This window comes from Candidatus Enterococcus ikei, assembly GCF_017316105.1.
GTDB lineage: Bacteria > Bacillota > Bacilli > Lactobacillales > Enterococcaceae > Enterococcus_L > Enterococcus_L ikei.
Window position 1 is genome coordinate 1 of sequence record NZ_JAFLWD010000047.1, and the last position, 13,394, is coordinate 13,394.

Genomic DNA, 13,394 nt, shown 5'->3' on the forward strand with positions numbered 1-13,394 from the left:
TTTTGCTTTACACCCTTTTTGTTTAGTTAAATAGATCTCCACGGAACGCTTGCTCTAGATTATCAAAATAATTGATTGAACCTTTTGTTTGAATTTCCCATTTATCTTCTTTTTTCTTCAACATTACTTTAAAACCTTCGCCGTAGCTATCAATGCTAACAGGTTTCGAATTTTTGAAAATTTCAGGTAGTTTATCTAATACTGCTTTTTCAGCTGCCTTACTTCTTTCATCATATTCTTGATCTCTATGTGCTTCATAATATTCTTTGTTCACAGCTTCCATATCATCTTCCATCTCTTTGAAAGACAATCCTTCCATGTTAACGGTCACTTCAGCGACATCTGAAAAATAAGAAGCAATTTCATATTTAACAGTTGCTACTTTCGCATTATCTTCTCTAAAGACTTTGGCAAGTGCTAAGCCTTCTTCATCAGTTACTTTATAGTCATAGAATTTTTTCTTGATTGCTTTATTGAAATTTTCATCAAAGTTTTTAACTGCTTCATCGCGCTCATTTGCTACAAGCCCATTATAATCTTTGTTTTCAGTCGCTAAAAATACTTCATCAATAAACGCAGTTACTGCCTTGACTGAATCTTCACTGTGGTCTTTGTACTCAGATGCATCAACATCTAAAATAATCGGTTTTGGTTCTTTTTCAACTTCGTAAATTCTAGGCTCAAAATGCAATTTGTATTTTGCTTTTTTCTCTACAGGAAACACGATGTAGCCCGTTTTACTTTTCTTACCAGAAATTTTTTCATATGAAAGAAGCTGTGTTTTACTGTCATCTAGATAAAGACTTAGTGCCTCAATCTTACTGTCGTCTCCATCATAAAGCATGATATCATCTGCGCTCATATCTAAGCTTTTATCGGTCTCATTTTTGATTGTTACTTTCAATGCTAAAAAGCCTTCGCCCTCTTCTACTTCCTTATCTTCTGGAACGATATATTCCCCTTCATCGATTGAGATAGAAGCGATTTTAGATTTTGATGCTTTTTTTTCTGTTTTGCTATCTTTGTCGCTTTTCCCAGATGAACCTGATCCTCCACATGCTGCTAATGAAATGATCGCAACTGCTGATAAAAAGACTAACCCCAATTTTTTCATTCTATTCTCCCCTTACTATTTCTTGAACACTCTGTTTATTTTACTATAGTAAGGGGCCTGTTTTATCTCAATCTTCTGAGAAATAGTCTAATTTTCTGAGAATTTATCCGTGTTATTTATTATTTTGTTTTTTCTGTATACATTTTATTATGATAAAGTAGGAGTTGTTGCTCTTTAATTGCCTCGATCGCATTAACAGCGTACGCCACACCTAGATGGTAATCTTTATGTACTTGCTTAGACACCGTTAAGAGATTCGTCTCATGATCGCTTCCACCTTCTGATACAAAAGCCAAGTGATGAATTTCCATTTGATGACTGCTTGCAGGTATTCTGACACCAAATCGATTCGTTATCGCCAAATCTTCCCCTGTAACTCTGCAATAAAAACGATCTCTACTTGCTATTCTATAAGGTAATGTTGAAATACCCCGTTTAAAAAATGTTGCTTTTCCATAATTTCGACTGCAGCGATCGGAACAAAAAGAAGTTCGACGTCCTTCTAATGGTTGATTACACCATTTACATAATCGCTTGTCTTCTCTAAAATCAATCGTTTCAAATCCTACTTTTTCTCCGAAGGCTTTTTCATATTCATAAAGGCTTAGCCAACGCCTTTTATACGTATCTGTTTTTTCTTCTAAACGTAATTGACTGCCTTGCGCTTTATAAATGTATTTATCTGGAATTTCTTCAACCGTTTCTTGGATTTCTATTTTTCTTTCTTTTGAAAAAGCTGAAAAGTCATTAGTAGATAATTCACCCACTCCGAATTGTCCTACTGTTTTGCATTTAAAACATATATAAAATTCTGGCAGATCTGAAGAATCTTCTGGGAAAAGTAATTCTACTTTTCTTGAACATTTCGGGCAATAAGCTTTAGGTAATTTAAATCGGTGATAGCTCATGAGGTCATTCCTTTATATTTTTTTCTATTATAACGTATTTTTTTAATTAAACTAATTTAAAAAATAGAGAATGATCTGAAAAGATCATCCTCTATTTTTTCTTATTCAATTAAGAATCAGTCATTAACCTAATTCTTCTGTTTTTTTCACGATTTTTTTGATTTCATGAATCGCCTTTTTTTGTTCTAAATAGCTTTTCACTTTATTTTCATCGCTGTCGAGTTTTCCTAAAGTTGTTTCTAGTTTATCGATTTCAGCATCGATTTGATAAACTAATGAATCTTGATTATCGATCCAGTTTTCAGCATTTTCAACTGCTTTATCATGTGCTTTTTGTTCTTCTTTTTCGATCTTATTTTCTTTGCGGATAATTGATTTTACTTCATGCAACGCTTTTTCTTGTTCAAAAAAATGTTTGATTTTGCTGTCAGTGTCTTCCATTTTTCCAAGAGTTACGTCTAACTTATCCATTTCTTTACCGATTTTTTCTACTAATTTTGCTTCTTTTTCTGCATAATTTGCCATTACTCGTTCCTCCTTGTCTTATCTAAATGCGTAAACGATATGTGTGATACCAAAAAGCATAAAATAAAATCCAACTAGAAAACTTAATGTCAGTGCGGAAGATAAAGGATTCATCAATAACATGATCCCTAAAATAATTCCCAAAACATCCACAACTAATGTAAACCAAAAGTAACCTGTACTAACTGATTTCGCCAAATCTAAAGCAAATAGTCCAAAAACAGAGTCTAAGATAAACCAAATCGCAAAAATGAAAGGTAGAGCAGCAACCCCGATATTTAAATTAAATAAGAAATACACACCGATAATAATATCGATTACACCTAAAACAATTGGTGCATACGCTTTGTATCCTGTTAATTCCTTCATTCTGTTACGAGCGAAAATTTCAAAAATTCCTTTTAAAATTGCAAATATAGCAAAAACCATTACAATAGCAATTAAATTACCTGCTGGATCTTGAAATGATAATAATGATGTTAATACAAAGAGAATTCCTAATACCAAAGATCCCCAATCTATACCTCTTTTGCTTGTTTCATTCATAATTTCCCACTTCTTCCTGTTTTATTTCTTTCTTTAGTTTTATGGTACTCCTAAAAAAAGTTTAGGTCAAAACAAAAGGTCTAAAAAATAACAAACTGTATTTATCTCTCATAAATATCCTAGAATCATCTTTTATATATTAAATGTAAGAAAATCGATTGCTTTAGTAATGAACACTATATTGCTTTACAACATAGTGGGCTTTCTGGTATATTGTATTACAACATACCTATTCAAAAGGAGAGACTTAATTGGATACTACCCAAATACTAAAAGGATTACTCGAAGGCTGTATCTTAAAAATTATTCAAAAAAAAAAAGTTTACGGCTATGAAATGATCACCTTATTATCAGACTATGGTTTGAATATGGTCAGTGAAGGAAGTATTTATCCCATCTTACTCAAGCTTCAAAAACAACAATTGATCACCGGGGAAATGCGCCCTTCTTCTGAAGGACCGAAACGAAAATACTATTCTTTAACATCAACTGGCGAAGCTTATTTACAAAAATTTGAAAAACAATGGTTATTGGTCTCAACAGGAGTAAATAACATTTTAGAAAACGAGGGGTTAAAATGAAAACAACAGATATAATCAAACAAAACAACGAACTGAGAAAGCAGCTAAATCCTGAAAATAAGAAATACTATGAAGATATTCTTGTTTATATCCGTGTAAATTTGAATAAAGAGGAACGCCAAACCGAAGAAATTCTCTTGGAAATTTTGCAAGATATTTTAGATGCACAAAAAAATGGCACCTCAGCACAAGCATTTTTCGGAAAAAATCCGAAAGAAATCAGCGATAGTATTTTAGCGGAACTGCCAAATGATTCTGAAAAATATTGGAGTAAATTTTTATTTGTTTTTTTCTTGATTCTTCTGCAATATAATCTATTCGATCTACTATTACAGCCAGTTGTTTCTATAAATTGGTTCAACACCGTGCTACCTGTGATTTTTTTAGTCGTAACCGCAATATTAGGACTTACTTCAATCAAATATTCAGCCTTTGCAAGCGATAGGAAAAAAAGTTACTTTTTCACTTTTCTGGCTTTGTTTTTCTGGATGGTAAGTATTTTAACACCTATTATTGATAGGAAAATGGATGGTATTGTCGGCTATGTCTTGCTCTCTCATCAAGCCTTTGCGGCTATCTTGTTTATTCTATCAATCAGTCTATTAATCGTACAATTCCGCTTCAAAATGAACAACGCTGCTGGCATCTATATCACAACGTTTTTCGCTGTATTGGAAGGTGCTGTTTTGCTTGGGATAGTGAATCCGATTTTTGTTTCAACTGGCTTGCGGGTTATTCTTTGGGTGGTCATTATTCTTGTCAGCATCCTTGGTGTTGTAAGAGACAACCAAAAGTTTAGAAAAAACTAGGATAAATAAAAAGGAAACACACTTAATAGAAAGTGGGCTTCCTTTTTTATTTATCCTTTTTTCTTACCAATCGATTGAAATGCACGTTTGATTACATCAAAAAATCCTAATGACTGTACCATATGATCAGGCGCTACATATTCCTGCATTTCACGAAGCACTTTTTTAGGCTGCTTAGAAGAAAACGTAAACGTCCCATTTTTTTTCGTTTGGATCGCATAACGAGGAATCCATTTTCCTTTAAACATCACAGAAGCGATCACATAATCTACTTCTTCCCACGGAATTTGAACAAATTTTCGGCTATCACGAGAATTATAAAATTCAAAACCTTTATCGCCGATCATAATTTTTCCATAATCCGTAAGTCCCGTAAAAGCGGTGGCATCTGTTATGAAATCTACTTGTGTATTCAGTGATTGAACCATGTTATCTGCTCCATTTCTTCTGTGATTTATAGTCTCTATTATATGTGTTTTCAACTCATTAAGCTATGTAAATGAAACTTGGGACAAAACCAAGTGGCTTTATCCCAAGCATAAAACTCATAGATGGATTATAGTAAACCGATTACGTGGCCAAGTACGCCGACTACGAATAAACCAAGAATGATAACGATTGGAGAAACTTTTTTCTTCAATAACCACATACAGAAGAATGTTAATAGTAAAGCGGCTAATCCAGGAATCAATTGATCTAAGTTATCTTGTAAAGTCGTTACTTTCATTGCTGAGAGTGCTTTACCTGAGCCAACTTCTTCAAATGCTTTTTGTAGACCTTCTCCATTTATTGGAAGTTTATCCCATTCAACATACGCACCTTTATCCAATTTAACTGTGGATACGATCGGCATAAATTTGATTGATACCCACCGCTGCACGAGCGCCGCCAGTACAAACATTCCGAGAATCGAAGCACCTTTTGTGACATCTTGCAATAAACCACCTGAAAGGTCTTCTGTGATCTTAGAACCAGCTTTATAACCAAATTCTTGTGTATACCACATAAATGACCAACGAATAATATTCCAAGCTAAGAAGAAAATGATTGGGCCAAGAATGTTTCCACCGATTGCAAGTGAAGCACCTAAGGCACCTAACATTGGACGAATCGTAAACCAGAATACTGGATCTCCAACACCAGCTAAAGGTCCCATCATACCAACCTTAACCCCTTGAATCGCTACATCATCAACAGGAGCGCCATTGGCACGTTCTTCTTCTAGTGCTAACGTTACCCCTAAAATTGGTGACGCAATGTATGGATGCGTGTTAAAGAACTCTAAGTGACGTTTTAATGCTGCTGATTGATCTTCTTTTGTTTTATATAATTTTTTGATTGCTGGGATCATTGAGAATGCCCAACCACCATTTTGCATACGTTCATAGTTCCAAGAGCCCTGAATGAATGTAGAGCGCCATGCAACGGCTAAACGATCTTTTTTGGATAATTCAATTTTTTCTGCCATTTCTCTTCTCTCCTCCTTCAGGATTAATAATCATTTAAGATATCGCCAAGTGGATCACCAGTATTGCTTCCACCGCCGCTACCATTTGAAGAACCGCCCATTTTAGAAAGGTTCAAGTAAATCAACGCTAAAGCCACACCTAGAGCACCAAGTGCGATCAATGTTAATTGAGAAATTGCTGCTACAACAAAACCAATGATAAAGAATGGCCATACTTCTTTTGTTGCCATCATATTGATTACTAGTGCGTAACCAACGGCTACGACCATACCACCACCGATAGCCATACCTTCAGTTAACCAAGCTGGCATTGATTCCAATGCTGATTGAACGGTTTCTGCTGGGATGAATAAAAGTGCAGCTGCTGGAATCGCAATACGAATCCCTTGCATACATACTGCTAAAATGTGTAACATTTCGATTTTTCTAATATCGCCTTTTTCAGCGGCTGCATCCATCATGTGAACGATCGGTACAGCTAATGTACGAACGATCATTGTTAAGAAAAGACCTGCTACTGCAAGTGGTACTGCAATTGCGATTGCTGATGGAACACCTTTAACACCTTGTCCGCCTAATACTAAAATAATTGCTGATGCAACAGATGCTAATGCCGCATCCGGTGCTACTGCGGCTCCGATGTTCGCCCAACCAAGTGCGATCATTTGCAATGTTCCGCCAAGAACGATCCCGGCTTCCAAGTTTCCTGTTACTAAACCAATCAAGGTACATGCCACTAACGGTTGATGGAACTGGAATTCATCTAGAATCCCTTCCATACCAGCTAGAAAGGCAACTAGAATTACTAAAATAATTGTTATAATAGACATGATAAGCCTCCTATTTTCATTTGAATTTTTGGATTATTTTGAGTGTGCTTGTGCCAACTCATGTTTTGCTTTTTTAAGGATTTCATCCATGTTCGCGCTAGAATCATTCGGTACTTTACGAACGTCGAATTTAACGCCTAAGTCTTCTAGTTTTTCAAACGCCTCAACATCTTCTTGTCCCATTGATAATACTTTACTTACCACTACTTTGCCGACTGAATGTGCCATAGAACCAACGTTGACTTCTTTGATATCTACGCCTGCTTCAACTACTTTTACCACATCTTCTGGATTTTCAAATAGTAGTAATGCTTTTGTATTGCCGAAACGTGGATCTTTTGAAATCTCAATCATTTTACTGATTGGAATAACGTTTGCTTTAACCCCAGGAGGAGCCGCTTGTTCAATTAATTTCTTACGCAGATCATCTTTAGACACTGCATCTGAAACAACAATGATTCGATTTGGTAAAACCGATTTTGTCCAGGCAGTCGCTACTTGACCATGCAGTAAACGAGAATCCACACGAGCTAAAACGTACTTGATTTTGCCGTCACCGACAACTGTTCCTTCAGGTAATGCACCTTTTGGTTGTGCATCTTCAACTGCCGCTTTCGGTGCTTCAGCAGGCTCTAACTCTTCAGGCTTGATTCTTACGCCTTCTTTAGCTGTTTCAAGAATGTGCGTTGCAATTTCTTGCGCAGAGTTCATTGAGAAGCGTGACGCATATGCTTCAATCAACATTGGTAAGTTCAATCCGCTAACGATCGCCCATTTGTCTTTATGCTCTTCAAAAAGACTATTCGCTTGGTTAAACGGTGTTCCTCCCCATAGATCGACTAAAAATAATACTTCGTCTTCTTCATCAAACGTTGCGATTGCTGCTTTTAATTTGGCTTTTAAATCGTCTGGGCCTTCGCTAGGCATCAATACAACTGCTTGTACTTTTTCCTGTTCACCAAAAATCATGGAACCGGATTGTAAAATGCCTTGAGCAAACTCCCCATGGCTAGCAATAATAATTCCTACCATAATTTGATACCTCCTATATTTTTTTCAATAACCTTATCATTACTATCATCAATTGACTTGAAAACTTCCACTAGAAATAGATATAAAGAAAAAATGCGTTATACAGCTTTGTTTTCAATGATTTCTTTAGCCAATACGATGATTTTTGATAATCTTCTACTCATGATCACTATCGTCTGCTTTTACTTATTTGACCGCCCCTTTCAATTCTATGAATTCCAGCTTCAACAATTGACATCGCTTCTGCAACTCTATCTATATAGAACCTGAAAAAGAAAAAATCATACTAACTGTTCTTTTTTCAGTAATTCCATCAAATCTACTTGGTTATCAGCAACTACTTTACGAATTTCTAAAGCAATTCCTTGATCATCTAAGTACTTAAACGCTGCGATATCCTGTTCATTAACAGCAACCGCATTTGTGATCATCCGTTTACCACTTGAAAAGCTCATCCCGCCAATATTGACTGAATTGAATACTACATTACCTTGTACTACACGCCTTACATCTTCTGGATTAGTGAACAACAACATTACTTTTAAGCTGTCAAAACGTTCATCAGAAAAAATGTCGATCATCTTATCCACCGTAATAACATTTACTTTTACCCCGGGAGGAGCCGCTTGAACTAACAGCGCTTTTCTTAAGGTATCATGTGCAACGGCATCGCTAATGACTAAAATCCGATTTACATTGGTACTTTTAGTCCAGACAGTCGCAACTTGTCCATGAATCAAACGATCATCGATTCGTACTAAACGAATATCCATCATGTGCTGTTCTCCTTCATCTCATTAATCTGCTTGGCAAATTCTTAATACTTTATTAATAAAATACTATGTTCATCTATTTATTACCAAAATAATGACCAACAAAATCAGGCAAATTAGTTAAACTGATTGAACAAAAGGCAGATTTCTCCTACCTACTTATATTTAAAGCAATTTTCGTGCCAAAATTAGTGTATTATAAATTACATAGAAAAAATAAGGGATTATTTAAGAAAATACACAAAGAAGATACACTAAAATAGTGTATCTTCTTTGTGTGTCTCTTCTAGTGTATCTTCTGTATTTTGTGTTTGATTTATCTGCGTATTTTTAATCAGCTGAATAATATAATAGACTTCTTCCATCGGTAACTCTACATTGAAGGTTTGTTTTAAATAGAGACCTGCTTTCATTACAACCTCATAGCTTGGTTCAGCTGTAATTTGGTTTAGTTCCTCTTTTGTAAGCGTCAGTGTATCGTTTTGCAGCACTCTTTCCAACATTCCTGCTAAATGCATGACTAAATTCACATAAAAAGAATAATCTAACTGCAATTCAAGCTTGGTTCTGATGATATCTGTAAATTCCCAAAGTGGGTCGATCACTTTTTTAGGATTGATAAACGTAAAACTTTCTTCCATATAATCAATACAGATTTTTTTAGCCGCTATTTCATTTATTTCTTGCGTTTCAACATACATATCGTTGTCCATCAATAACTGGTTGATCACAGATTCTGCTTCACCAGAAAAGAAAGTTTCCATCGGAATAAATGGTGTAGCGATTTTAGGATCGGTAATGCCCGTTGCCGCAATCACACAATATTCTTCTTGAATGGCAATCAATTGCTCTTTCATATCGATAATAGACAATGGTAATACTTCCAACTCTAAACTTAATTGAGGTGGAACAGCTGCTTCGATCATTTCCTTCATTCGTTTAGCCGTGCCTTCACCAGAAGCACAAATCGCAATGATCACACGCTTTTTCCAAGGTGTTAAAGGATCCTCTTTTTCATGATGAATGCCCGCGTAGCCTTGGAAATTTTTTAATGAATCATATAAGGTATCTAATTGCGTATCGATCAAGGTCGTTTTTCTAGCTGTTTCTAGAACAATCGGTGTTGTGACCATATCCACAGTTCGGACATCGATTCCAGTTTGACGCGTTATTTCATCTGAAAAAGTAGCCAATGAACCCATATCAACTAAAAGAATAACCCCACTATCTTCGTTGACTTCCTTCACTGCATTAACAATTTGACGCAACGCTTCTTTGGGCTGCATTTCCAAAGGCATATCGACGGCCCTTAGATTATCGACATTCAATAGTTGGGAAACGACTTGAACCATACTTGTAGCAGTACTTTTTCCATGAGCTGCCACCACGATACCGATCCGCCCAGCGTCCTTATTTTCTCTTAATGAAATCAGTAAAACAGCTAAGTAATACGTTTCAAAATCAGGGATGTTCATCTGATAGTTGGTTGCAATGATTCGTTTGATTTCTTGCGCTGTCTCAAATTCTATTGGATAATCCAAGACCATATTTCGGATATTTTCGTTTAATTGATGTTGGCGTTCTTCACCATTTTGGATTCGTTTTAAGAAGGAACTAATGTGAAGACTCATCGCATAAATAAAATTAGATTGAAAATTGTAATTCAGTTTTTGTTTAGCGAAACTATAGATTTCTTTTGTCACATCAATGATTCGCTGATCGACAATTTCCGCCAGTTTATTTTCTGTATCAAAAGTGAAACCGTGGTCTTTATAAAAGGATTTCAAATGGACATTGATATCTGTCGTGATAAAATTATTGATCACTTCCTGATCTAACCCATCCGCCTTGAGCAATGCTGCCTTATCACCAATGATCTCATAAAGATTATATGGCAATTCATAAGAATCTGATTGAATCGTAACAAGCGGTTCATTCGGAGAGACAATCATTTGTGGTTCCAAATATTTAGATAGCTCAGCCAGTGCATCACGATTACTTGCCAACTGCATCATGCCTTCTTTAATACTATCCGTTAATTCATCAATCGTGATAGCTAATTCATCTTGGTCGATATGATTGAGAAAACCTCTTGCCGTCACTAATTGTACATTTGATTTCAATTGCCCTACATTTCCATAAGAAACACTGCCGATCAACGCTTTTACAACATCTTCTGATAAAGAAATTTTCCGCTGAATTCGCGAAGCTTCCATAGAAATCATCACTCTGAGTAAATCAATTTTTTCTTTCGCTGGACGATCAACAAAATTAGGCAGCTGAATAATGATCGGTATTCTTCGAACAAAAGTATTCAATAACGACGAGGTTGGATTTTCGGTTGTTGCACAGATAATTCGCACATCAGCTCTACGGTTTTTTACTGTTTCTCCTAATCTTGAATAAGTTCCATGATCCATAAAATAAAAGACCATCTCTTGTCCTTCAGGCGGTAAGCGATGAACTTCATCCAGAAATAAAATACTACCATCCGCTTCATGAATGATACCTTCTTTAGCCTTCGTTGCCCCAGTGAATGCCCCTTCCGCATAACCAAAAAGATGCGACATCAAAAGTTCAGGATTATGCGCATAGTCCGCACAATTAAAGACAACTAGTTTTTTATCAGCCTCGATTACACGATTCAATAGTGCAAATTGAAACATCGCATGTGCAAAATACGTTTTGCCAGATCCAGTTGGTCCTGTAATCAAACAGTTTAGACCTTTTGGAGGATATAAAATCGCTGCTTTTGCTTGTTCCACTGGTGTTCTCATGCTTCCAGTAGAACCAATCATCTCCTTAAAAATATCATCACCAGCAAATTTTCTTGCAGGCTTATGTACCTGTGGTGTATTCGTTTGAGCTTCCATTAGACTGCGCTCACGATAGCTTTTAACAGGTTTGGACAACGGTTGGTACTTAAAAATCGCTTTGTCCACATACTTAACCGGTCGCCCCTCGGTTTTCTCTAGAAGTCCTTCTCGAACAAGTCGATTCAAGTCTTTGCTGGCATTCGTTCGTTGGATATCCAAAGCTTCTGACACATCACCTGTTGTCATACCGCCTCCCAGAGAAACATCGCTTGGTGTTAAATTTTCAGTCTGTTCTTTTACATAAAGGTAGATACGTTCAATACGCTTCATTTTTACGCCTCCTTCCTATTAAAAGCGACACTAGCTTATGAAGCTAGATCACAATAAAGAATACACTATTTTTATGTGTATCATACAGTGTATCGATTCAAAAGTATACTAATAACCTTTTTATTAGAATGTTTCACATGAAACAAACTTTGAGTGAAAAGTGATTGGATATTGATAGGTGGAAGTTTCCTGTTTTCGTTAAACTGTATATAGCAGCTGCGAAATATATAAATAAAAAAGAAAGAAGGAAATTATTATGGCTAAAATTGGAGATGACTATCCAGCAAAATGGAGAAACTTACCACTAGACGGTGCCATTGATACGTGGGGAATGTACACTCGAGAATGTACCTCTTTTGTAGCGAATCGCTTAAGTGTTGTGAATAAATTTAATATCACACGACCACCTAGTAATTGGAATGCAAATGTGTGGGGGAATAATGCCCAAAGTATGGGGTATAAAGTAGACAAAAATCCAACTATTGGCTCTGTTGCTTGGTGGAATGCTAAGTTTCACGTAGCATGGGTAGCAGAAATTAGCGGAAACAATGTTCTGATTGAGGAATACAATAATCCAGCTGGTTCTGGAAACTACGCAACAAGATGGATTGATAAAAATGCAGTAGATGGTTATATTCATTTTAAAGATCTTGGTCCACAGATTGATCTATCCAAATACTTTACAAATAATCCTGGGTTTGTCAAGACTATTACAGATTGCTCTTATTATACAAACACAGATTTCACAACAAAAAAATCAACTGTTCCGAAGGGTACAATTGTCCAAGTGAATGCTATCCAATACTCAAAAGATGGTTACCCTCGTTTAAAAACGGACAAAGGATACCTGACAGCTAATAAAGCTTATGTACAAAAACAAGACATGAGCAACTATTTCACTACTAATCCTGGTTTTGTTAAAATCGTTACTAACGATTTTTACTACACTTCACCTGAATTCTCTACAAAAAAAGAACCAATTGTTAAAGGCGTAATTGTTAAGGTTTTGGGTATTGAATTTTCAAAATTTGGCTATCCTCGCTTGAAATGTGAGAAAGGCTATTTATCAGCTAACAAAATCTATGTACAAAAACAAGACATGAGCAACTATTTCACTACTAATCCTGGCTTTGTTAAGATTGTTACTAACGATTTTTACTACACTTCACCTGAATTTGATGTTCAGAAAGAACCCATTGTAAAAGGAGTAATGGTCAAAGTCCTGGATATTGAATTTTCAAAATGGGGATATCCTCGCTTGAAATGTGAGAAAGGCTATTTATCAGCTAACAAAATCTATGTACAAAAACAAGACATGAGCAACTATTTCACTACTAATCCTGGCTTTGTTAAGATTGTTACTAGCGATTTTTACTACACTTCACCTGAATTTGATGTTCAGAAAGAACCTATTGCAAAAGGAGTGATGGTCAAAGTCCTGGATATTGAATTTTCAAAATGGGGGTATCCTCGTTTAAAATGTGAGAAGGGCTATCTATCTGCTAACAAAATCTATGTACAAAAACAAGACATGAGCAACTATTTCACTACTAATCCTGGCTTTGTTAAGATTGTTACTAGCGATTTTTACTACACTTCACCTGAATTTGATGTTCAGAAAGAACCTATTGCAACACGCGTGATGTTCGAAGTCCTGGATAT

The 13,394-nt window shown here is 35.8% G+C and carries 13 protein-coding genes; 3 read left to right on the forward strand and 10 right to left on the reverse strand.

The genetic code is table 11. From position 1 onward, the window contains the following. Window positions 1-22 precede the first annotated feature (22 nt). The 4 genes from JZO69_RS15425 to JZO69_RS15440 form a co-directional block, all read right to left on the reverse strand. Window positions 23-1,114, reverse strand: a complete 1,092-nt coding sequence (locus tag JZO69_RS15425; protein WP_207113714.1) for a DUF5105 domain-containing protein — start codon at window positions 1,112-1,114, stop codon at window positions 23-25. Window positions 1,115-1,233: 119 nt separating this feature from the next. Further along, on the reverse strand, window positions 1,234-2,022 hold the full coding sequence (locus JZO69_RS15430; protein ID WP_207113715.1) for an HNH endonuclease: 789 nt from the start codon (window positions 2,020-2,022) through the stop codon (window positions 1,234-1,236). Window positions 2,023-2,145: 123 nt separating this feature from the next. After that, on the reverse strand, window positions 2,146-2,547 hold the full coding sequence (locus JZO69_RS15435; RefSeq protein WP_207113716.1) for a hypothetical protein: 402 nt from the start codon (window positions 2,545-2,547) through the stop codon (window positions 2,146-2,148). 18 nt (window positions 2,548-2,565) lie between these two features. Beyond that, window positions 2,566-3,093 (reverse strand): HdeD family acid-resistance protein, encoded by a 528-nt coding sequence (locus JZO69_RS15440; protein WP_207113717.1) that lies wholly within the window; start codon window positions 3,091-3,093, stop codon window positions 2,566-2,568. A 251-nt stretch (window positions 3,094-3,344) separates the two neighbouring features. On the opposite strand from JZO69_RS15440, the gene JZO69_RS15445 reads away from it, so the two are divergent. Both JZO69_RS15445 and JZO69_RS15450 read left to right on the forward strand, forming a co-directional pair. Then, window positions 3,345-3,674, forward strand: coding sequence for a PadR family transcriptional regulator (locus tag JZO69_RS15445; RefSeq protein ID WP_207113718.1), 330 nt, complete (start codon window positions 3,345-3,347; stop codon window positions 3,672-3,674). Beyond that, window positions 3,671-4,483, forward strand: coding sequence for a DUF1129 domain-containing protein (locus tag JZO69_RS15450; protein ID WP_207113719.1), 813 nt, complete (start codon window positions 3,671-3,673; stop codon window positions 4,481-4,483). Before JZO69_RS15445 ends, JZO69_RS15450 begins: the two co-directional genes overlap by 4 nt. Before the next feature lie 50 nt (window positions 4,484-4,533). On the opposite strand, the gene JZO69_RS15455 is transcribed toward JZO69_RS15450, so the two are convergent. From JZO69_RS15455 to JZO69_RS15480, 6 genes are all read right to left on the reverse strand, one after another. Then, window positions 4,534-4,911 carry a DUF956 family protein gene (locus JZO69_RS15455; RefSeq protein WP_207113720.1) on the reverse strand — a complete coding sequence of 126 codons (378 nt, stop codon included), beginning with the start codon at window positions 4,909-4,911 and terminating at the stop codon, window positions 4,534-4,536. A 128-nt stretch (window positions 4,912-5,039) separates the two neighbouring features. Beyond that, entirely contained in the window at window positions 5,040-5,951 is a 912-nt protein-coding gene (locus JZO69_RS15460; protein ID WP_207113721.1) for a PTS system mannose/fructose/sorbose family transporter subunit IID, read from the reverse strand. A 23-nt stretch (window positions 5,952-5,974) separates the two neighbouring features. Next, window positions 5,975-6,781, reverse strand: a complete 807-nt coding sequence (locus JZO69_RS15465; RefSeq protein WP_010762081.1) for a PTS mannose/fructose/sorbose transporter subunit IIC — start codon at window positions 6,779-6,781, stop codon at window positions 5,975-5,977. Between the two features lie 33 nt (window positions 6,782-6,814). Further along, a complete protein-coding gene (locus tag JZO69_RS15470; RefSeq protein WP_207113722.1) occupies window positions 6,815-7,813 on the reverse strand; it encodes a mannose/fructose/sorbose PTS transporter subunit IIA in 999 nt (332 codons plus the stop codon). 281 nt (window positions 7,814-8,094) lie between these two features. Beyond that, window positions 8,095-8,589 carry a mannose/fructose/sorbose PTS transporter subunit IIB gene (locus JZO69_RS15475; protein WP_207113723.1) on the reverse strand — a complete coding sequence of 165 codons (495 nt, stop codon included), beginning with the start codon at window positions 8,587-8,589 and terminating at the stop codon, window positions 8,095-8,097. Between the two features lie 251 nt (window positions 8,590-8,840). Beyond that, window positions 8,841-11,732, reverse strand: coding sequence for a sigma-54-dependent transcriptional regulator (locus tag JZO69_RS15480; protein ID WP_207113724.1), 2,892 nt, complete (start codon window positions 11,730-11,732; stop codon window positions 8,841-8,843). Window positions 11,733-11,988: 256 nt separating this feature from the next. Here JZO69_RS15480 and JZO69_RS15485 point away from each other — a divergent pair. Then, window positions 11,989-13,394: DUF5776 domain-containing protein (locus tag JZO69_RS15485; RefSeq protein WP_207113725.1), on the forward strand; the 1,406-nt coding region annotated here is incomplete at its 3' end.

Bases quoted from the DNA above. Each gene is read 5' to 3' on its own strand.
- JZO69_RS15425 (WP_207113714.1), bottom strand. From the start codon at position 1,114: ATGAAAAAATTGGGGTTAGTCTTTTTATCAGCAGTTGCGATCATTTCA.
- JZO69_RS15430 (WP_207113715.1), bottom strand. From the start codon at position 2,022: ATGAGCTATCACCGATTTAAATTACCTAAAGCTTATTGCCCGAAATGT.
- JZO69_RS15435 (WP_207113716.1), bottom strand. From the start codon at position 2,547: ATGGCAAATTATGCAGAAAAAGAAGCAAAATTAGTAGAAAAAATCGGT.
- JZO69_RS15440 (WP_207113717.1), bottom strand. From the start codon at position 3,093: ATGAATGAAACAAGCAAAAGAGGTATAGATTGGGGATCTTTGGTATTA.
- JZO69_RS15450 (WP_207113719.1), top strand. From the start codon at position 3,671: ATGAAAACAACAGATATAATCAAACAAAACAACGAACTGAGAAAGCAG.
- JZO69_RS15455 (WP_207113720.1), bottom strand. From the start codon at position 4,911: ATGGTTCAATCACTGAATACACAAGTAGATTTCATAACAGATGCCACC.
- JZO69_RS15460 (WP_207113721.1), bottom strand. From the start codon at position 5,951: ATGGCAGAAAAAATTGAATTATCCAAAAAAGATCGTTTAGCCGTTGCA.
- JZO69_RS15465 (WP_010762081.1), bottom strand. From the start codon at position 6,781: ATGTCTATTATAACAATTATTTTAGTAATTCTAGTTGCCTTTCTAGCT.
- JZO69_RS15470 (WP_207113722.1), bottom strand. From the start codon at position 7,813: ATGGTAGGAATTATTATTGCTAGCCATGGGGAGTTTGCTCAAGGCATT.
- JZO69_RS15475 (WP_207113723.1), bottom strand. From the start codon at position 8,589: ATGATGGATATTCGTTTAGTACGAATCGATGATCGTTTGATTCATGGA.
- JZO69_RS15480 (WP_207113724.1), bottom strand. From the start codon at position 11,732: ATGAAGCGTATTGAACGTATCTACCTTTATGTAAAAGAACAGACTGAA.